This window comes from Flavobacterium sp. (assembly GCF_027482425.1).
In the GTDB taxonomy this organism is placed as follows: Bacteria; Bacteroidota; Bacteroidia; order Flavobacteriales; family Flavobacteriaceae; genus Flavobacterium.
Window position 1 is genome coordinate 1 of sequence record NZ_JAIXWA010000040.1, and the last position, 18,863, is coordinate 18,863.

At 41.7% G+C, this 18,863-nt stretch carries 20 protein-coding genes; 13 read left to right on the top strand and 7 right to left on the bottom strand.

Annotated elements, in window-relative coordinates; all coding sequences use genetic code 11:
• Window positions 1-3 precede the first annotated feature (3 nt).
• Window positions 4-1,119 (bottom strand): methionine aminotransferase, encoded by a 1,116-nt coding sequence (locus tag Q0037_RS04635; protein WP_297516133.1) that lies wholly within the window; start codon window positions 1,117-1,119, stop codon window positions 4-6.
• A gap of 10 nt (window positions 1,120-1,129) precedes the next feature.
• Here Q0037_RS04635 and Q0037_RS04640 point away from each other — a divergent pair, with 10 nt between their 5' ends.
• The 10 genes from Q0037_RS04640 (at window position 1,130) to Q0037_RS04685 (ending at window position 10,176) form a co-directional block, all read left to right on the top strand.
• The gene (locus tag Q0037_RS04640; RefSeq protein WP_297516136.1) at window positions 1,130-1,405 is read left to right on the top strand and encodes a hypothetical protein; all 276 of its coding nucleotides are present in this window, start codon (window positions 1,130-1,132) and stop codon (window positions 1,403-1,405) included.
• Window positions 1,406-1,509: 104 nt separating this feature from the next.
• A complete protein-coding gene (locus tag Q0037_RS04645; RefSeq protein ID WP_297516138.1) occupies window positions 1,510-2,430 on the top strand; it encodes a LysR family transcriptional regulator in 921 nt (306 codons plus the stop codon).
• 186 nt (window positions 2,431-2,616) lie between these two features.
• Window positions 2,617-3,549, top strand: a complete 933-nt coding sequence (locus tag Q0037_RS04650) for a T9SS type A sorting domain-containing protein (protein ID WP_297516140.1) — start codon at window positions 2,617-2,619, stop codon at window positions 3,547-3,549.
• A gap of 367 nt (window positions 3,550-3,916) precedes the next feature.
• Window positions 3,917-4,801, top strand: a complete 885-nt coding sequence (locus tag Q0037_RS04655; RefSeq protein WP_297516142.1) for an SDR family oxidoreductase — start codon at window positions 3,917-3,919, stop codon at window positions 4,799-4,801.
• Window positions 4,802-4,965: 164 nt separating this feature from the next.
• The gene (locus tag Q0037_RS04660) at window positions 4,966-5,730 is read left to right on the top strand and encodes a ParA family protein (RefSeq protein ID WP_297516144.1); all 765 of its coding nucleotides are present in this window, start codon (window positions 4,966-4,968) and stop codon (window positions 5,728-5,730) included.
• Window positions 5,731-5,736: 6 nt separating this feature from the next.
• Complete coding sequence (locus Q0037_RS04665) at window positions 5,737-6,639, top strand: ParB/RepB/Spo0J family partition protein (protein WP_297516146.1); 903 nt, start codon at window positions 5,737-5,739, stop codon at window positions 6,637-6,639.
• On the top strand, window positions 6,636-7,208 hold the full coding sequence (locus Q0037_RS04670) for a DUF5683 domain-containing protein (RefSeq protein WP_297516148.1): 573 nt from the start codon (window positions 6,636-6,638) through the stop codon (window positions 7,206-7,208). The genes Q0037_RS04665 and Q0037_RS04670 overlap by 4 nt, the downstream gene beginning before the upstream one ends.
• Window positions 7,209-7,243: 35 nt before the next feature.
• The gene (gene dapB / locus Q0037_RS04675) at window positions 7,244-7,942 is read left to right on the top strand and encodes a 4-hydroxy-tetrahydrodipicolinate reductase (RefSeq protein WP_297516150.1); all 699 of its coding nucleotides are present in this window, start codon (window positions 7,244-7,246) and stop codon (window positions 7,940-7,942) included.
• Window positions 7,943-7,954: 12 nt separating this feature from the next.
• Window positions 7,955-9,550, top strand: coding sequence for a signal peptidase I (gene lepB / locus Q0037_RS04680; protein WP_297516152.1), 1,596 nt, complete (start codon window positions 7,955-7,957; stop codon window positions 9,548-9,550).
• Window positions 9,551-9,552: 2 nt separating this feature from the next.
• Window positions 9,553-10,176, top strand: coding sequence for a WbqC family protein (locus Q0037_RS04685; protein WP_297516154.1), 624 nt, complete (start codon window positions 9,553-9,555; stop codon window positions 10,174-10,176).
• Here Q0037_RS04685 and Q0037_RS04690 read toward each other — a convergent pair.
• The 6 genes from Q0037_RS04690 to Q0037_RS04715 all read right to left on the bottom strand — a co-directional run bounded on the left by Q0037_RS04690 (window position 10,162) and on the right by Q0037_RS04715 (window position 16,176).
• The gene (locus Q0037_RS04690; protein ID WP_297516156.1) at window positions 10,162-11,214 is read right to left on the bottom strand and encodes an endonuclease/exonuclease/phosphatase family protein; all 1,053 of its coding nucleotides are present in this window, start codon (window positions 11,212-11,214) and stop codon (window positions 10,162-10,164) included. The two genes, Q0037_RS04685 and Q0037_RS04690, sit on opposite strands and share 15 nt — an antisense overlap.
• Window positions 11,214-12,080, bottom strand: coding sequence for a rhomboid family intramembrane serine protease (locus tag Q0037_RS04695; RefSeq protein ID WP_297516158.1), 867 nt, complete (start codon window positions 12,078-12,080; stop codon window positions 11,214-11,216). The genes Q0037_RS04690 and Q0037_RS04695 overlap by 1 nt, the downstream gene beginning before the upstream one ends.
• A gap of 1 nt (window position 12,081) precedes the next feature.
• Window positions 12,082-12,870, bottom strand: coding sequence for a rhomboid family intramembrane serine protease (locus Q0037_RS04700; protein ID WP_297516160.1), 789 nt, complete (start codon window positions 12,868-12,870; stop codon window positions 12,082-12,084).
• Window positions 12,867-14,732: a DNA mismatch repair endonuclease MutL gene (mutL, locus tag Q0037_RS04705; protein ID WP_297516162.1), complete on the bottom strand. Its 1,866-nt coding sequence runs from the start codon at window positions 14,730-14,732 to the stop codon at window positions 12,867-12,869. Before mutL ends, Q0037_RS04700 begins: the two co-directional genes overlap by 4 nt.
• 106 nt (window positions 14,733-14,838) lie before the next feature.
• Window positions 14,839-15,330 (bottom strand): 6,7-dimethyl-8-ribityllumazine synthase, encoded by a 492-nt coding sequence (gene ribH, locus Q0037_RS04710; protein ID WP_297516164.1) that lies wholly within the window; start codon window positions 15,328-15,330, stop codon window positions 14,839-14,841.
• Between the two features lie 36 nt (window positions 15,331-15,366).
• Window positions 15,367-16,176 (bottom strand): hypothetical protein, encoded by an 810-nt coding sequence (locus tag Q0037_RS04715; RefSeq protein ID WP_297516167.1) that lies wholly within the window; start codon window positions 16,174-16,176, stop codon window positions 15,367-15,369.
• 140 nt (window positions 16,177-16,316) lie between these two features.
• On the opposite strand from Q0037_RS04715, the gene Q0037_RS04720 reads away from it, so the two are divergent.
• From Q0037_RS04720 to Q0037_RS04730, 3 genes are read left to right on the top strand one after another with little or no spacing between them, the layout of a single operon-like run.
• The gene (locus tag Q0037_RS04720; RefSeq protein WP_297516169.1) at window positions 16,317-17,396 is read left to right on the top strand and encodes a DNA replication/repair protein RecF; all 1,080 of its coding nucleotides are present in this window, start codon (window positions 16,317-16,319) and stop codon (window positions 17,394-17,396) included.
• A gap of 54 nt (window positions 17,397-17,450) precedes the next feature.
• Window positions 17,451-18,173 carry a thioredoxin domain-containing protein gene (locus Q0037_RS04725; RefSeq protein ID WP_297516171.1) on the top strand — a complete coding sequence of 241 codons (723 nt, stop codon included), beginning with the start codon at window positions 17,451-17,453 and terminating at the stop codon, window positions 18,171-18,173.
• On the top strand, window positions 18,170-18,847 hold the full coding sequence (locus tag Q0037_RS04730) for a DUF2461 domain-containing protein (RefSeq protein WP_367274078.1): 678 nt from the start codon (window positions 18,170-18,172) through the stop codon (window positions 18,845-18,847). The genes Q0037_RS04725 and Q0037_RS04730 overlap by 4 nt, the downstream gene beginning before the upstream one ends.
• The last annotated feature ends 16 nt before the right edge of the window (window positions 18,848-18,863 follow it).

Consider the following 18,863-nt stretch of genomic DNA (forward strand, 5'->3'; position numbering starts at 1 on the left):
GTTTCAAAATTTTATTTTTTGTAATCTTTCAACGGCCCGATCTAGGGTTGTATTGGATTTGGCAAAACAAAATCGAAGGTATTGATTTTGAGGTGGATGTTCATAAAATGGTGACAAAGGAATCGCAGCTACACCCACTTCCTGTACCATACGTTTCACCAAACTCATATCCGATTCAACAGCAGCCGTTGGCCAACTAACCAACTGAAAATAGGACCCCTCACAAGGAAGTAAGGTAAAAGCAGTAGTTTGCATCAAACGGTTGAAATAATCACGTTTTTGGCGATAAAAATCCCCTAAAGCAGCCACTGAGACCTCCTCCAAATAGGCCGTTAAAGCTACTTGAGCCACCGAATTGACACTAAAAACCAAAAACTGATGTACCTTTTTTATCTCGCGCATCAGCGGTTCAGATGCGACAACATAACCTACCTTCCAACCGGTGCAGTGAAACGATTTTCCAAACGAAGAAACTGAAACACATCGTTCCCATAACTGCGGATATTGATGCACCGATTGCGGTCCCGATTCAAACGTGATATACTCATACACTTCATCCGAAAGCACGAGAAGCTGGGGATGCCGTGTTACCAATTCTTGTAAAGCAAGGTAATCACTAGACTGCCAAACCCGTCCCGAGGGATTGTGGGGACTGTTGATAATGATCATGCGGGTACGCGAACCCACAGCAGCTTCGATTTGGGGCCAATCAGGTAAAAAATCAGCGCCCAATGGCACCCGAACAGGATGCGCTGACACCAATTGTATGGGCGTAGTATAGCAATCGTAACTTGGGTCCAACACAATCACCTCATCCCCTGGATGGACTAAGGCCTGAATGGCTGCAAAAATTCCCTGAGTCGCTCCTGCTGTAACAAGTATTTCATGTTGCGGATTGATTGGGCGACCGTATTGCGTTTCCGTTAACGCAGCCAAACGTTCAAGCAAAGGACCATAACCAGCCATCGGCACGTATTGATGTAAATCGGACTGTGCCGCTTGCGCCAAATGTATTTTCAAACGGTCATCTATTGGAAAATCTGGAAATCCCTGCGACAAATTAATGGCATTATAATGCATTGCCAATTGCGACATTTCAGAAAAAATACTAGAACCCATCTGGGGAAATTTGGATACCATTCCTTCGCTTTTTTTTACGAAGATAGCAGGAATAAGGGAATCAACCAAAGATGGAGTACAAACGACTGAAGACACTTTTAATCATTATTTGCCAATTATAACCGAAACTACCTACAAAGCTGAAAATGCCTACAACATTTTGCAAGGGTATTTTTTAAAAAAGGATTTGAAAAATTTTCATCGTTGGTTAATTGCCTCAGACCTTAAAAGTGATAAAAAATTACTCCCCTATGTGGAACGCATGGTTGCCAACTTAACAGAGTAAAAAGGATAACATTGACACATTGACTCCCCTACTTATTTCCTCCTCCTTTTAGAAAGTAACATAAAAAAATAGATATATTTGTTACTTATCCATAAAAAAAGGTTATGAATTACACCCTGCACCAATTGCAAGTGTTTTTGAAAGTCACTGAAACCAAAAGCATCACTAAAGCAGCAGAACAACTCTACCTCACCCAACCCGCTGTATCGATTCAGTTGCGTAATTTTCAGGATCAGTTTGATATTCCGCTGACCGAAGTGGTGGGACGGCAGTTGTATGTCACCGAATTTGGAATGGAAATCGCCCGGGCGGCCCAAAACATATTAAACGAAGTGCAAGCCATCAACTATAAAACGATGGCGTACAAAGGCAAACTAAGCGGAAAATTGAGCATCACCTCGGTGTCTACTGGGAAATATGTGATACCGTTTTTACTCGCCGACTTTTTAAAACAGCATAACGAAGTAGAGCTAGTGCTGGATGTTACCAATAAAAATAGGGTCGTACGCTCGCTCGAAAATAATGAAGTGGATTTTGCCCTCGTATCGCTTTTCCCGGATCTATCGGTGCAAAGCATTCCGCTAATGGAGAACCAACTCGTGCTCGTGGCCAACCGCGATTTTCCCATGCCCAAAAAACCCCTGACGCTGGAAGAAATTCAAGCCTTACCGTTAATCTATCGAGAAGCCGGTTCAGGCAGTCGCTTTGTCATGGAACGGTTTTTAAACCAGTTGGACAGCAAGGGTACCAAAAAAATGGAACTCACTAGCAACGAAGCCGTCAAGCAAGCCATTATGGCCGGACTGGGGTGCTCTATCATGCCAGTGATTGGTATCAAAAATGAGTTACAAAACGGTGATGTGCAAATCATACCCGCCGAAGGACTCCCCCAATCGTCGCAGTGGAACATGATCTGGATGAAATCCAAAAACCTATCGCCTGTGGCTGAAGCCTATAAAAATTACTTGCTCGAAAACAAATCCACCATCATCCAGAATCATTTTGGTTGGACTTCACAGCTTTGAATTAAGCAGTCTCCATTTGTTAATCAACATAATACTTCTGCAGTTTGCCTGATGTAAACCATATTTTGGGTAGAGTCTGTTCGATTTCTCTATTTTTGATGGAATGAAAAAATAGAAGCCTCTATTGAAACAAATTGTACTTTTGGACAACCAATTCATAATCAGAAAACGAACAAATAAAATCCTATGAAAAAGAATTACCTTGTTTTGAGTATGTCTGCCCTTCTCTTTAGTTGGACAAGTTGGTCCCAAGTAGTCAATGGCGATTTTGAAATTGTAAAAGAGAATTTTCTCCCTTCCAATTGGGGTATGGATTTTGTGCAATTGGTTAGTATGAACCCGACAACAGGAGAAACTGAAATGGATCAAATCCTGTATCCTTGGTGTATTCCATCTTTTGTATACTCCACCACAGAAAGTCATTCTGGGGTATATGCCATGGAGTTATCCAATGGATTTAATACAACGCAAAATGAAGCTATAATGGCCGAAGCATCAATTTTTAACAATCCCGAATTGGACAGTCCAGGCTGGAATGCCGGAGTGCCTATCGAACCCGGGGCAAATGTCACTCTTTTGGGATTGTATTATAAATTTTTACCCTTCGGAAATGAAACAGGTGAGGCAAAAATAACCGTGCTCGATGAACTGGGAGAAGAAATAGGTTCGACCACTATAGATTTACTACCCACAGGGACCAATTTTGAATTCGTGTACAGCTTTATCCCATTCCATTCAACAGCACCACCCTCGTACATGTACATCACTTTAAAAACGGCTAAAGAGGAACAAACTCCAGTATTTGGCACCCGATTAATCGTGGACAATGTGGTTACTAATTTCAATGCATTAGTTGTAACAAATCCTATTCCAAAACCTGAATTCGGTTTGATATCTGAAGTTGTTGATGGCATTTTACACATACAACCAGGCGATTTAAATGGGTGGGTTACCTATTCATTATTTGACACCAGCGGCAAACGTATCCGACAGAATCAATTAGAAAATAACAACAACTATTTATATACTATGGATATTTCTGACTTATCCTCGGGCATTTATATCGTTACTGCACAAGATGCGAGTCATTTCTACACTCAAAAAATCATCAAACGATAAGGAGCTAAACTAAATTCGAAGACTACATATAAAAGCCGAACCTTGAGAAGATTAAGGTTCGGTTTTTTTGTTATCGGTTATGAATTATGATTTGATGGAAAAGTGGAGGAAACGGGAGAATGCAAGTAGTGTAACCTTGATCGTTTATTACCTGCCTAACGGAAGGCAAGTTGACACATTGACAAATTACCCCATTAACGCAGATACCCCGCGCCAGGGGTAGTAGTGGAAAGCCCGAATGGCGTATGAAAGGAGCCAACGGACTTGCAACGGATGACCCGGCCGACGTGAGGAGGGGCGCCCAAAAATTAATTTTATTATGCATGCATACAAAATTAATTCCTATCTTTACGAAAAATAGACCTCTATGAATTTTGCAGCTAAAATGCTTCGCGACGGAGCTTTGGAAGGAAAGACCATTGTTATTACAGGCGGTGGAAGTGGCTTGGGAAAAGCCATGACAAAATATTTTATGGAATTGGGAGCTCAAGTAGCCATCACTTCTCGGGACCTAGACAAGTTAAAAACCACGGCGGCCGAATTGGAAGCTGCCACGGGAGGGACCTGTTTACCACTAGCCTGTGATGTGCGGCATTACGACCAAGTTGAAGCGATGTTGGCGGCGGTAATTGCACGGTATGGAAAGGTAGACGTGTTGCTGAACAATGCGGCGGGGAACTTTATTTCACCTACCGAACGCTTATCGGCCAATGCCTTTGACACGATTATTGATATTGTTTTAAAAGGAACCAAAAACTGTACATTGGCGTTTGGAAAGCATTGGATTGCAGCAAAACAAACGAATTGCAATGTGTTGAATATAGTGACAACTTACGCTTGGACCGGTTCGGGGTATGTCGTTCCCAGCGCAACAGCCAAAGCAGGCGTGCTCGCAATGACCCGTAGTTTGGCCGTAGAATGGGCCAAATATGGCATTCGTATGAACGCGATTGCGCCGGGGCCGTTTCCTACCAAAGGGGCTTGGGACCGATTACTTCCGGGGGATTTGGCTGAAAAATTTGACATGTCCAAAAAAGTACCTTTGCGTCGTGTGGGCGATCATCAGGAGTTAGCCAACTTGGCGGCCTATTTGGTTTCGGACTTTTCAGCATATATCAATGGGGAAGTCATAACGATTGATGGCGGCGAATGGTTGCAAGGCGCTGGGCAGTTCAACATTCTAGAAAAAATACCCCAAGAAATGTGGGATATGCTCGAAGCAATGATTAAGAGCAAAGGCAGTAAGTCATAAAATTAAGGGGGTTGGCCCCTTTTTTTGTGCCCATAGGTAGGGTACTCTAGCATAGATTTTAAGCAGGAATGGAAGACAAACTTTAGTCGATTGTTAACAAATAAGACTTGAATAAACCATAAAAAAGCGTATTTTTACACCTCTTAAATTTGACGCGAATTTTCATGGGTAAAATCATTGCAATTGCAAATCAAAAAGGCGGTGTCGGCAAAACCACTACTTCGGTTAATTTGGCGGCCTCTTTAGGTGTTTTAGAAAAAAAAGTATTACTTATTGACGCCGACCCACAAGCCAATGCCACTTCAGGATTAGGAATTGATGTGGAATCGGTGGCTATCGGTACGTATCAAATTTTAGAGCACAGCAATAGCCCTTCGGAAGCGGTAGTACAGAGCACTTCCCCCAATGTAGATGTCATTCCGGCCCACATTGATTTGGTAGCGATTGAAATCGAATTGGTCGACAAAGAAAACCGCGAATACATGTTACGCGAAGCCTTAAAGGACATTCGCAACCACTATGATTATATATTAATCGATTGCGCGCCTTCGTTAGGATTACTGACGTTGAATGCGTTGACGGCTGCTGATTCGGTGGTTATTCCAATTCAGTGCGAATATTTTGCCTTAGAAGGATTGGGTAAATTACTCAACACCGTCAAAAGTGTCCAAAAAATTCACAACCCAGCCTTGGACATTGAAGGAATGCTACTTACCATGTATGATTCTCGTTTACGTTTATCTAATCAAGTGGTCGAAGAAGTACAAAAACATTTCAATGATATGGTATTTAAAACCATCATTCAACGCAATGTAAAATTGAGTGAAGCTCCAAGTTTTGGGGAAAGTATCATCAACTTTGACGCCACCAGTAAAGGGGCAACCAACTACTTGAGTTTGGCCGAAGAGGTGATTAAGAAAAATAGTTAATGGGGTATGGCAAAAGCAATTAAAAAACAAGCGCTTGGACGTGGATTGTCGGCTTTATTGAAAGATCCAGACAACGATATTCGTTCGGTCGAAGATAAAAATGCTGACAAACTAATCGGCAATATTTTGGAAATTGACATCGATGCGGTGGCGATCAACCCATTTCAACCCCGTTCTAATTTCAATGAAGAAGCGCTTCAAGAATTGGCCACTTCGATTCGTGAATTGGGGGTTATCCAACCCATTACGGTGCGAAAGCTTGACTTCAACCAATATCAATTGATTTCTGGGGAACGTCGTTTACGGGCTTCAAAATTGGTGGGACTCACCACAATCCCCGCTTACATTCGCATTGCCAACGACAATGAATCGCTAGTAATGGCTTTGGTCGAAAACATCCAGCGTCATGACTTAGATCCGATTGAGATTGCACTTTCGTACCAACGTTTGATGGAAGAAATTCAATTGACGCAAGAGCAAATGAGCGATCGTGTGGGCAAAAAACGCTCGACGATTGCCAATTATTTGCGCTTGTTAAAATTGGATCCCATTATTCAAACCGGAATTCGCGATGGTTTCATTTCCATGGGCCACGGGCGTGCCATCATCAACATAGAAGATCACGAAGCACAAGCCGATATTTATCACAAAATCATAAGTCAAAACCTTTCCGTTCGCGAAACCGAGGCGTTGGTAAAAAAACACCATGAAGGTCAAAAACCAGCGGCGCCCAAAAGTAAAAAAACCACCTCTTTTACCCTAGCGCCTTCGCACCAAAAAACGATGACGGACTTCTTTGGCGCTAAAGTAGAAGTTAAAATCGGTGGCAACGGAAAAGGTAAAATTTCGGTTCCTTTTCATTCGGAAGAGGACTTTAACCGGATACTCAAATTATTGCAAAAAGGGTGATTCGTTGGATTTACATACTCTTTGGCTGGGGTTGTTTATCAATCGCTACTGGTTGGGCACAACAAACGCCTGCACCGACAACCCCTGTGAAACCCGCTGATAGTCTCAATACACCTGCCAAACCCATCAACATGCTTGCCCCTTCACGTGCTGCTTTTTATTCGGCAGTGATTCCTGGATTGGGTCAGGCGTACAACAAAAAGTATTGGAAAATCCCATTAGTTTATGCCGCTTTGGGAACGACCGTTTATTTTTACATTACAAACAACAACAAATACAACGATTATCGGGATGCCTACAAGCGTCGTTTGTTGGGCTTTACCGATGACGAATTCTCGTATCTAGATACCTCTAGACTGATACAAGCCCAACGCTTTTACCAGCGGAATCGGGATTTATCGGCGTTATTGATCGGTGTTTTTTACATTCTAAATATCGTCGATGCCAATGTTGATGCGCACTTGATGCAATACAATGTGAGCGATAAACTCACGCTTCAACCCGATTTGATTCAGAACGACCTCACCCAACGCCGGCAACTAGGTTTGGGCATCAGCTTTAAGTTTTAATGTAACAAACCAACAAAAACCGCTACTAAATGGGTATGAACATCGCGTTATTAGGGTATGGAAAAATGGGTAAGGTTATCGAGCGCATCGCCTTGGAACGCGGTCATACCATCGTTGTACGTAAAACCCGCCAAAACGCATTTGATGGTTTAGAGACCGCCGATGTAGCCATTGATTTTAGCATTCCTGATGCTGCGGTCGAAAATATTACAGCCTGTTTACAAGCTGGCATCCCAGTTGTTTCGGGTACTACAGGTTGGTTAGCGCAGTATGACGCCATGAAAACGCTCTGTGAAAAACAAAACGGTGCTTTTTTGTATGGGTCGAATTTCAGTTTGGGCGTGAATTTATTTTTTGAATTAAATCAAAAATTAGCGCAATTGATGGCAAAATTCCCGCAATATGCAGTGGATATGGAAGAAATTCACCATACCCAAAAATTGGATAAACCCAGCGGAACTGCGATTACCTTGGCTGAAGGACTACTCCCCTACACTGCTTTTACACAATGGAGTTTAGATGCCGATGCTACGGATGCGCTTTATATTGATGTCAAGCGAGAAAATGAAGTTCCCGGCACACACAGCATTTTTTACCGTTCAGCCGTAGATACGATTGAAATCAAACACACCGCACACAACCGCGAGGGATTTGCCTACGGTGCCGTCATTGCCGCCGAATGGTTGGCAACACGCAAAGGCGTGTTTACTATGAAAGACGTTTTAGATTTATAAAAATAGAGTATTATGACATTTACACAATGGTTCGTTTTTATCCTTATTATCCAAATCATTCACGGTGCTGGGACTTGGAAATTTTATGTTGCTGCGGGCCGTAAAGCCTGGGAAGCTTTTGTACCGCTGTACAATGCCGTTGTTTTGTTGAAAATTGTAAAGCGTCCCACGTGGTGGTTGCTTTTGTTTTTTATACCGATTATCAATTTGATTGTCATCCCTGTAGTTTGGGTGGAAACACTGCGTAGTTTTGGTAAAAAATCGACCGGCGATACCGCTTTGGTAGTATTTACATTGGGATTGTACCTTTACTATGTAAATTACACTCAACCGCTTTCCTATGAAGCCGAACGCAGTACCCATCCCACCACCAAAACGGGGGAAACAGTGAGTTCAATTCTGTTTGCTATTGTGGTAGCCACTTTTGTGCATACGTATTTTATACAACCGTTTACGATTCCCACCTCCTCTTTGGAAAAATCACTTTTGGTAGGCGATTTCTTATTTGTGAGCAAGTTTCATTATGGTGCTCGAGTGCCCAATACAACGGTTGCCGCGCCTATGGTTCACGATACCATTCCGTTGTTACGAAAAAAATCATACCTCTACGATGATGCAGATTCAAATTCCTGGAAACAAAAATTACAATTTCCTTATTTGCGCCTTCCTGGATTTGAAACGGTAAAAAACAATGATATTGTGGTATTCAATTGGCCTGCCGATACGGTAGCACAATTCTTTGTGAAAGATCGCAAATACCTCAAACCCATAGATAAAAAGTCTAATTATGTAAAACGTTGTTTGGGTATTCCGGGCGATAGTTTACAGATTAAAGAAGGCATCGTGTATGTCAATGGCAAACCCTTGATTTTGCCTGAACGGGCCAAACCGCAGTATTCGTACACTGTTGTTTTTGATCACAAACAATTCTCAGATATTACACCGTTTTTAGAAGAAAATGATGTTACAGATGGCGGTGGAATTGCCAATGGCCGATGGGAAAGCGATACTCTCTACATCAATGCTATGACCGATGAAGTGGCAAAGAAATTGCGAACCGTTTCGGGGATTAAAAAAGTAGAACGTATTGTATTTAAAGATGCTAACTTAGGCGTTTTCCCCTATACCAAACCCTGGAATGTCGACAATTTCGGTCCGATTTACATTCCGAAAGCGGGGGCAACTGTGGCTTTGGATTTGAAAACTTTGCCTTTTTACAAAAAAATCATCCAAGAATACGAAAACAATACGCTAAAGATTCGCAACGGTGAAATTTTCATCAACGGAAAACGGAGTACATCATACACCTTCAAACAGAACTACTACTGGATGATGGGAGACAACCGTCACCGCTCGGAGGACAGTCGTTTTTGGGGGTATGTCCCTGAAGATCATATTGTGGGGAAACCGATTTTCATTTGGATGAGTGTGAAAAACTTTGACAAAGGATTCAAAAATTGGAGTATTCGTTGGGACCGTATGTTTACGACGGTCAGTGGTGAAGGACAACCGCAATCGTACTTCAAATACTTCCTGATTGCGCTGGGCCTTTATTTTGTGGGGGAATACTTCTGGAAAAAGAAAAAAGCTAAATCGGAAGAGCAGTAATCGTGTCCAAAGTCCTATTACATCCTGGCTATTTCCCTTCTACAAGTACATTTGTTGCCTTGGCCAAAGCATCGCATGTGGTCTTTGAAACAGGCGATCATTTTCAAAAACAAACCAACCGCAACCGAATGTATATCTACAGTCCCAATGGGTTGCAACTGTTGAATGTACCCATCAAACACGTGAAAGAAGGGCATCAAAAAATGTGCGATGTTCGTTTGGAAACGGCTTTTGATTGGCAAAAACAACATTTTAAATCCCTTGAAGCGGCCTACCGAACGTCCCCGTTTTTTGAATACTTTGAAGATGATTTACGTCCGATATTTGAAAAGAAACACGAGTTTCTTTGGGATTTAAATTACCAAACCTTAGAAATTGTTTCGCATTGTTTGGGTTTGGACTTCCCCTATGAAGAAACCGAAGAATACCACAAAGAAGTGACTGATTTCTTGGATTTTCGCCTTTTAATTCAAGGAAAAAAAGACCCTACAGTTTTAGAACCTTACGTACAGGTTTTTGGAGATAAACACGGGTTTTTAAACAACCTAAGCATCCATGACTTGCTTTTCAATGAAGGTCGACGAGCGTTAGATTATCTTAAACGGCAATCGTTACCGGGGCTCTAACTTGATACGGGTGACGATGGGAAAGTGATCGGAATTCTTGAATTCAGGAAAATGTTGAAAGGACTTCACTTTAAAACGGCGATCAGCAAAAATGTAATCAATACGTGCGGGATAGTACTTAAAATTATAAGTTGCCCCAAATCCTTTTCCCGCTTCTTCAAAACAATCGTTCAAGTCGCCCTTGATGCCTCGATACACATACGAAAAGGCACTGTTATTCATATCGCCACAAATAATCATCGGGTAGCGGCATTCTTTTTTATGTTCCATTAATTCTTCCGCTTGGAATTGCTGCTTTTTAAACGCTTCTGAAATGCGGTGCAATACCATAGTCGATTTGCGCTTGTTAATGGAATCTACGTGCTGTTCCATTTCATTGACATCGGGTGAAATTTTGATGGATTGCAAATGCATGTTGTATACTCTTAGCGTATCCCTTCCCTTGCGAATATCAGCGTAGACTAACATATTATCAGACCCTTCAAAAGCGATTTGCCCTTCATCGATAATAGGATATTTGGAAAAAATAGCTTGTCCCGATTTAATTTGATAACCCTGCATAAAGACGGTACGGTATTTATAAACTCGTAAATCGACGCCCGCATTTTCTGAATACTCTTGAAGACATAAAACATCGGGATTCATCTCATTAATAAAACGGCGAATATCTTCTTTGACATGAGGACTGGGAAGCCATTGAAATAGATTGAACAAACGAACATTATAACTCATCACCACCATATCGCCTTCCTCTTGGGGTAAATCAAGTGCCGAAAATTTATAGAATTTATTGATAAAAGTGATTCCCAAAATCAATACCAATCCGGAGGCAATCATTTGCCGCTTCATTTGCAGAAGCCAATAGACAAAAAACAGGGCATTGACAATAAGAAAGAAAGGTAAGACAAGCGTAAGAACCGATAAAAAAGGGAAAAAATTTGGCGCCAAAAACGGAAGTACATAAGCAATGAAAGTGAGCATGACCACCGTCACATTCAACCCTAACATCAGCTTATTAAATCGTGATAATTTGCGCATTATTCGTTTCCTGCTCGAAATAAAAATTCTTTTTCCGCTTGGGTTAGACTATCATAACCCGATTGACTGATTTTGTCCAAAATCTCATCAATTTGTTGTTGTTTTTTGTCTTCCAAAACCACTTTTGAAGTAGTATTTGTTGTTTTCCTTTGGGGATTTTTGTGTACGCGGGTAAACGGCGACTTCGATTTGGGTTGCCCTAAAGTAGTAAAAAAAGTAATAAATTGAGTAATAGGCCGGCTTAAGTCCGTACCCGATTGTAACAGCTTCATGTAAAGAACTCCAAACGTAGCGCCTGCTAGGTGTGCGATATGTCCGCCAGTATTGGACATGGAGATTTGTAAAATGTCTAACAGCAAAATTACACCCGTCACATGCCACAACTTTACGTTCCCAATGAGCAACAATCGTAATTCCATGAGCGGTTGGTAAATGGTTACTGCTGTTAAAACAGCCAAAACAGCCCCTGAAGCCCCCACTATGATTCCGTTACCGCCCAACAAGGTATAGGCAATACTGTAGGCTAAACCCGAAAACAGGAGGCTGAAGAGGTACATCCCTAAAAACTGCTTTTGGGTAAAAAAGGTTTGAAACAGTCGCCCCGCAAAATTGAGCATGACCATATTGAAAAACAGGTGAAAAAAACCGGAATGCAAAAATCCATAGGAGATTAATGTCCAAGGCTTGTACAGCCAAGAGCTGAAACTCGCCGACAAGGCCAACCATTCGGGATAGGCAAAAACCCCTTCACGAAATTGGTAAAAGAAGGGAATAGCCAGAATAAAGACGCCTACATTCCAGTAAATGACCTGATTAACAACACCGCCAATACGGTATTGTAATTTGATATCTTCCCAGATACGCATATTAATTCCAACGGTTTTGGTTAAACTGATTTTTTCGCCACACCCACATCATGATAAATCCGAACAAGGCCCCTCCCAGGTGCGCAAAATGGGCAATTCCTGTGCTGTTCCCTCCAAAAATGGATGTTCCTCGATAGCCCATGATCAAATCCAAAAGTACTAAAGCAGTCACATAATACTTGGCTTTGATAGGCACCGGAATAAACAACATCATCAATTCAGTATTGGGAAACATAAAGGCAAAAGCTACTAACAAGCCGTAAATAGCGCCCGAAGCCCCTACCATTGGCGTTTGGTATTCTTTTACCGCTAGGGTTAAGGTATTGAATTGGTCTTGGGTGAAACGGTAAGTATTCTCCTCACCTACAATTTTATAATCGCGATCTACAGAGAGATTGTAATTGGCATTCATCAAAAAGTTGAAATCATCGGGAGCAATTTGCAAACTCGACAATTGGTCGGCTACCTCTTGGACAATAAAAAAACTAACCCCCATATGGACCAAAGCGGCACCTAATCCACAAGATACATAAAAGAACAAAAACTTAGAACTGCCCCAAATACGTTCCAACATGGTACCAAAAGAAAACAAAGCAAACATATTGAAAAACAAATGCATAAATCCCCCGTGCATGAACATGTACGAAAAGAACTGCCACGAGCGGAAACTATCGTTTTTAAAATAATGCAAGGCAAAGTAGTCGGTAGCATGAACCAAAGGAATACACCCCAAAAAGAAAATTACATTGATGATTAAAAGTTGTTTAACCACAGGAGACAATTGCATCATAGCGAGAATTTTTTATCGATTTCGTCCACACTTATTGTCATGAAGGTGGGCTTTTGTTGGGGACTTACATTGGGGTCTTTACAGGCAAAAAGACCGTTGACAATCATTTCTTGTTCTTTTTCCGACAAAACAACCCCTTTCTTGATCGACAAGGATCGTGCCATCGCTTTGGCCAAGGTATCATTGGGACTAAAACTATCGGTGAATCCTTCTTGAAACGCATGCAAAACCGTTTCAAACACCCCCGTAATAGCTTGCGCTGTCGTATTGACAGGAATACCGCTCACCACCACCCCCTCGTTTTCCCAGCGCTCAAACTGGAATCCCACGGCTTGAAGAGCGGGTTCGAGTTCGGTCAACAAATGCATTTCTACCGGCGTAAACGAAAGCGACAAGGGAAACAAAAGTTGCTGACTGGCCGCTTGATGCACCGTTATTTGCGTTAAAAACTGTTCATAAAGAATCCGTTGGTGGGCTCGGTTTTGATGAATAAACATAAGTCCCGACTTTATCGGACTCACGATATATTTTCGTTGCAACTGATAGGTTTTGGTGACAGCAGCCTCGGGTTCTTGATCATTAAATAGCGAAGGTGTGGCGCGTTCATTCGCTGATTCGGGAATAAACATCGCTTCGGTATCTTGCTTTAAACCAACGTACAAGCTCTCCCACGAAGCCGAAGTTGGCGCTGGAGTAAACCGTTGCTGGCGAACAGATTGTTGCGTTGATGTTGTTCGAACAGGAGTACTATCATCGGCAAACGGATTGTAATGCTGATCGACTTGAATGGTGGGATAGGCTGCTTCTTTGTGCTGATACACGTAAGGCGTATCTAAATTGGGGTCCCGCTCAAAATCCAAGACAGGAGCCACATTAAACTGCCCCAGGCTATGTTTGACCGCAGCCCGTAAAATAGCATAGAGTGCCTGTTCATCATCGAACTTAATTTCGGTTTTAGTGGGATGAATATTGATGTCAATGGTATGCGGAGGCACCTCCAAATAGATAAAATAACTCGGTTGCATGCCTTCTTTCAACAAGCCTTCATAAGCAGCAAGCACTGCATGATGAAGGTAACTGCTTCGGATATAGCGATCATTGACAAAAAAGAACTGCTCGCCTTTATTTTTTTTGGCAAATTCGGGTTTTCCAATAAATCCTTGAACGCTTACAATTTCGGTAGTTTCTTGAACCGGAACGAGTTTTTCATTGGTTTTTCCCGCAAACAAATTCACAATGCGTTGCCGCTGATTGGAAATGGGCAAATTGAAGGTTTCGCTTCCGTTGTGAATTAGGGTAAAATGGATGCCTGGGTGGGCTAAAGCAACCCGTTGGAATTCATCCATAACATGGCGAAACTCTACATGCTCGGACTTCAAAAAATTACGTCGGGCAGGAATATTGAAAAATAAATTTTTAATAGCAAAAGATGTACCCTTCGGCACTACAGCGGGATCTTGGGCAATAAACTTACTCCCTTCGATGATGATATGGGTTCCCAACTCGTCATCGGCTTGACGGGTTTTCATTTCAACATGAGCAATCGCGGCAATAGAGGCCAATGCTTCCCCCCGAAACCCTTTGGTATGGATAGAAAACAAATCCTCTGCATGACGAATCTTGGAGGTCGCATGACGTTCGAAACAAAGTCGGGCGTCGGTAACATTCATTCCAATACCATTGTCGACCACCTGAACCAAGGACTTTCCTGCATCTTTTACAATCAACTTAATGTCGGTCGCCTTAGCATCCACAGCATTCTCAAGCAACTCTTTTACCACAGAAGCCGGACGTTGTACCACCTCACCTGCGGCGATTTGGTTGGCAACATGATCGGGAAGTAATTGAATGATTGACGACATACAATGCAGAAATTAGTAAACTTATCTTTTCAGACAAATCCACGCAAAGTTAACGAAAAACTAGGGTTAAAAAAACAAAAAAACCTGCCGCTGCGACAGGATTTCATTATCGTGAGGTTCGTTGCCGAAGGGCGGCCATATGAATCGCTGTAATGGCAGCCTCGACACCTTTATTGCCGTGCTTTCCTCCACTACGGTCGATAGATTGCTGTTCGTTATTGTCGGTGAGTAAACAAAAAATAACGGGTTGTTGCCCCAAGCAGTTCAAATCTTTAATACCCTGCGTTACTCCTTCACACACAAACTCAAAATGCATGGTTTCACCTTTGATCACACAACCAATAGCAATCACACAATCAACAGGTTGGCCCATCATATGTTTGGCGCCGTAAATCAATTCAAAACTTCCAGGCACATCCCACTTAATAATGTTTTCGGGGCGCACGCCACAATCCAATAAAGTGTCTAAAGCGCCTTGGTATAAGCCATCAGTGATATGGCCATTCCAAGCAGAAACAACAATCCCAAACCGAAAGTCCTTCGCGTTTGGGATTGTATTTTTATCGTATTGGGATAAATTTTTATTTTCTGTTGCCATACTTAAAAAGGGTGCACAAAGAAACGTGAAGTTGACTTACTTCACCATTCCAATTAGTACATCGATTTGCTGCGCTTCAGGAGCCCCTTCGTACTGTTCCTTAATTTCGGTAAAGTACTTTAACGCGTCTGCCTTTTTACCCATTTCAACACACATTACGCCCGCTTTGTATAAATAACGAGGCGTTGTGAATTCATTGGCTTTGGCGCGTGCCGCTTTTTCATAATATTCTAAAGCCTTTGCATTGTCTTTTTTCTGGGCATAAGCATCACCAATAGCACCTACTGCAATCGGACCTGTAAAATCGTCATTGGCTTTGTACGCTTCCAAAAATTTGATCGCATCATCGTATTTTTTTAAATTCAAATACGCGATACCCGCATAATAATTGGCCAAATTTCCGGAATCGGTACCACTATATTGGTTGGCTAAATCCACAGCACTTTGTTTTCCTTCAGCGCCTTTAACCACCAACGTAAACAAAGAATCTTGTACTTTGGGATCTTGCGCATCTACTGCCGCTTGGAAATTTTGTTGTGCTACATACAAATCGTCGGTTGCTTTTTGCTCGTTAGGTTCAACAACAAACTTTTGATACAACAAATACCCGATGGTCAACAAAGCTGCACCACCCAAGAACCCTAAAATAAATTTTTGGTTACGCGCTACCCATTCTTCCGTTCGCGATGCGGTTTGGTCTAATGCATCAAACGTACGTGCTGTTGCACTTTCCTTTTCATCAACATTGGGCACGTCTTCCAAGAACTGATTGTCCATCTTTACGTTCTCATCGCCTTCTACTTTTTCTTTGGGGGCTTTGTGTCCTCTTTTATTATATGTTGCCATGTATGTTAAATTAGTGTGCGCAAAAATATAATTTTTATTCAAATTTAAAAGCCCTTTTTCTCGATATTTTTCAATAATTTGCACCTCTTGTAAAAATCTCCCTTACGAGGCAATCGAACAGAATAACCCTTTGTTTTGCAATGTTTTTAAAACGCATTTCTTTACTGAACTATAAAAATATCGTAGAAGTAACCTATGCTTTTGACGCTAAAATCAATTGCTTTGTAGGGAAAAATGGAGTGGGCAAAACCAATGTGTTGGATGCCGTGTATCATTTGGCTTATGGAAAAAGCTATTTCAATCCGTTGGCAGCACAGAACATCCAACATGGGACTGATTTCTTTATGATTGAAGGGGAATTTGAAAAACAAGAACGCAGTGAACATATTGTTTGTAGCTTAAAAAAAGGACAAAAAAAAGTACTGAAACGCAACGGCAAACCGTATGAGAAGTTTTCAGAACATGTGGGACTCATTCCGTTAGTCATCATTTCACCTTCTGATACGGATTTGATTGTGGAAGGAAGCGAAACCCGCCGCCGCTTCATGGACACCGTGATTTCGCAATTGGATGCCCCCTATTTACAACAACTTATTCAGTACCAAAAAGTGGTTAGTCAACGCAATGCTTTGTTGAAGTATTTTGCTTTAAATCACACTTTTGAATCCGAAACGCTTGCCGTTTATAACCACCAGTTGCAGCAATTGGGCGAACCTATTTTTCAAAAACGAAAGGACTTTATTGCAACGTTTGAACCCATTTTTCAAAAACACCATCACCACATTACAGGAAGTGCTGAAATGGTTGAACTTTGCTATGATAGCGACTTACTGGAGGGATCCACCGAAGAATTGTTGGCAAAAAATCTCGTCCGTGACCGTCAATTACAATATACGGCCACCGGCATTCATAAAGACGATTTATCGTTTTTAATAAAAGGATATCCCATAAAAAAATACGGTTCGCAGGGCCAACAAAAGTCGTTTTTAATTGCCCTAAAATTGGCACAATTTGAATTTGTAAAAAAACAAAGCGGTGAAAAACCCATTCTCCTTTTTGATGATATTTTTGATAAATTGGATGAAAATCGGGTACAGCAAATTATAGCCCTAGTGCATCAGGAAGAATTTGGTCAGCTGTTTATCTCTGATACCCATCCCGAACGCACGGAGCAATTGGTCAAAAACACCCAACAATCGTATAAATTATTTCATTTGTAACAAAGCTTACAGAATGGCTATCTTTACCTTATTATTTTAGCAAAAAAATAAACTATGAAAAAAATTGTATTAGCGGTGTTATCCCTTGTTATGATAACCGCCAGTTGCCAAAAAAAAGCTACCGACACGACCGAAAAAAATACGGCTAGTATTTATAAAACCCTGAATGCGCAAGCCTTTGCTATGGCATTAAAAAACCAACCTGAAGCCCAAATTATTGATGTGCGTACCCCAGAAGAATTCGCCTCGGGCCATCTCGACAAAGCGCAAAATTTGAATTGGAATGCCACTGAGGAATTTGAAAAAGGACTGGCTCAACTCGATAAATCAAAACCTGTATTTGTGTATTGTTTGGCAGGGAGTCGTAGCGCTTCTGCAGCCAAAAAAATGCAAGAACTGGGATTCGCAACTATTTATGAATTGGAAGGAGGCTATCAAAAATGGCGTGCTGCTGGGTTGGCTGATGACGCGCCTGCTAAGGGAATGACCCAAAGTGATTTTGAAAAACTTTTGGATACCGACAAAAAAGTATTGGTCGATTTTTACACGACATGGTGTGGCCCTTGTAAGAAGTTGAAACCAACCTTGGATAAAATTGCCACCGAAATGAGCGATAAGGTAGTTGTCGTGCGCATCGATGCTGAGGAAAATCTTGCACTAGCAGAAGCACTCAAAGTCGAAGGGTATCCCACGCTAATGGTGTACGAAAACAAAAAACAAGTGTGGCGCTACCTTGGCTATCTTTCAGAAGAGGAACTCAAAAAACAATTGCAATGATGACCACTCGTGAAGCGTTTGATTTCCTTGAAGCGCTCAAAAACAATAACAATACGGAATGGTTTCACAACCAAAAAAAAACCTATGAAGCCTACAAAAAGTGGTATCATGGTACCATTGCAACGATTTTGGAGGAATTAAAAAAATGGGACCCAACACTACAACCCCTCGAGCCCAAAAACTGTACTTTTCGTATCAATCGCGACATCCGTTTTTCCAAAGATAAATCGCCCTATAAAACCAATATCGGCATGTGGTTTACCCAAGATAAAAGTCAGAAAAACAGTCCCGGCTACTACATTCATTATGAAAAAGGAGCCTCGTTTATCGCCGGTGGGGTATGGTGTCCTGAACCCGAGCAACTGAAAAAAATCAGAAAGGAAATTGAATTCTTTTACGAAGATTTGGACGAAATTATCACTGAAAAATCATTTGCGACTCACTATAAATCCTTGTCTCGGGAAGAAGGTAACATGCTCAAAAAAGCACCCAAAGACACCGACCCGAACCATCCTGGGATTGAATTTTTAAAATTAAAAAGTTTTACAGCAGCAGCCCCCATTGCCGACGACCGGTTTCTCGATCCCGATTTTGGTAAAAAAATAGCCCGTGAATTGGCGGTATTAAAACCCTTAAACGACTTTCTCCGTCGGGCGTTGGAGACTGAAGAATAAGTGAAAACATACAACT

Excerpts from the sequence above, each read along its gene's own strand:
- Q0037_RS04690 (WP_297516156.1), bottom strand. The coding sequence starts at position 11,214 with ATGCGCAAATTATCACGATTTAATAAGCTGATGTTAGGGTTGAATGTG.
- Q0037_RS04700 (WP_297516160.1), bottom strand. The coding sequence starts at position 12,870 with ATGATGCAATTGTCTCCTGTGGTTAAACAACTTTTAATCATCAATGTA.
- Q0037_RS04725 (WP_297516171.1), top strand. The coding sequence starts at position 17,451 with ATGAAAAAAATTGTATTAGCGGTGTTATCCCTTGTTATGATAACCGCC.
- mutL (WP_297516162.1), bottom strand. The coding sequence starts at position 14,732 with ATGTCGTCAATCATTCAATTACTTCCCGATCATGTTGCCAACCAAATC.
- lepB (WP_297516152.1), top strand. The coding sequence starts at position 7,955 with ATGACATTTACACAATGGTTCGTTTTTATCCTTATTATCCAAATCATT.
- ribH (WP_297516164.1), bottom strand. The coding sequence starts at position 15,330 with ATGGCAACAGAAAATAAAAATTTATCCCAATACGATAAAAATACAATC.
- Q0037_RS04695 (WP_297516158.1), bottom strand. The coding sequence starts at position 12,080 with ATGCGTATCTGGGAAGATATCAAATTACAATACCGTATTGGCGGTGTT.
- Q0037_RS04650 (WP_297516140.1), top strand. The coding sequence starts at position 2,617 with ATGAAAAAGAATTACCTTGTTTTGAGTATGTCTGCCCTTCTCTTTAGT.
- Q0037_RS04720 (WP_297516169.1), top strand. The coding sequence starts at position 16,317 with ATGTTTTTAAAACGCATTTCTTTACTGAACTATAAAAATATCGTAGAA.
- Q0037_RS04715 (WP_297516167.1), bottom strand. The coding sequence starts at position 16,176 with ATGGCAACATATAATAAAAGAGGACACAAAGCCCCCAAAGAAAAAGTA.
- Q0037_RS04635 (WP_297516133.1), bottom strand. The coding sequence starts at position 1,119 with ATGGGTTCTAGTATTTTTTCTGAAATGTCGCAATTGGCAATGCATTAT.
- Q0037_RS04730 (WP_367274078.1), top strand. The coding sequence starts at position 18,170 with ATGATGACCACTCGTGAAGCGTTTGATTTCCTTGAAGCGCTCAAAAAC.
- Q0037_RS04660 (WP_297516144.1), top strand. The coding sequence starts at position 4,966 with ATGGGTAAAATCATTGCAATTGCAAATCAAAAAGGCGGTGTCGGCAAA.
- Q0037_RS04665 (WP_297516146.1), top strand. The coding sequence starts at position 5,737 with ATGGCAAAAGCAATTAAAAAACAAGCGCTTGGACGTGGATTGTCGGCT.
- dapB (WP_297516150.1), top strand. The coding sequence starts at position 7,244 with ATGAACATCGCGTTATTAGGGTATGGAAAAATGGGTAAGGTTATCGAG.
- Q0037_RS04655 (WP_297516142.1), top strand. The coding sequence starts at position 3,917 with ATGAATTTTGCAGCTAAAATGCTTCGCGACGGAGCTTTGGAAGGAAAG.
- Q0037_RS04645 (WP_297516138.1), top strand. The coding sequence starts at position 1,510 with ATGAATTACACCCTGCACCAATTGCAAGTGTTTTTGAAAGTCACTGAA.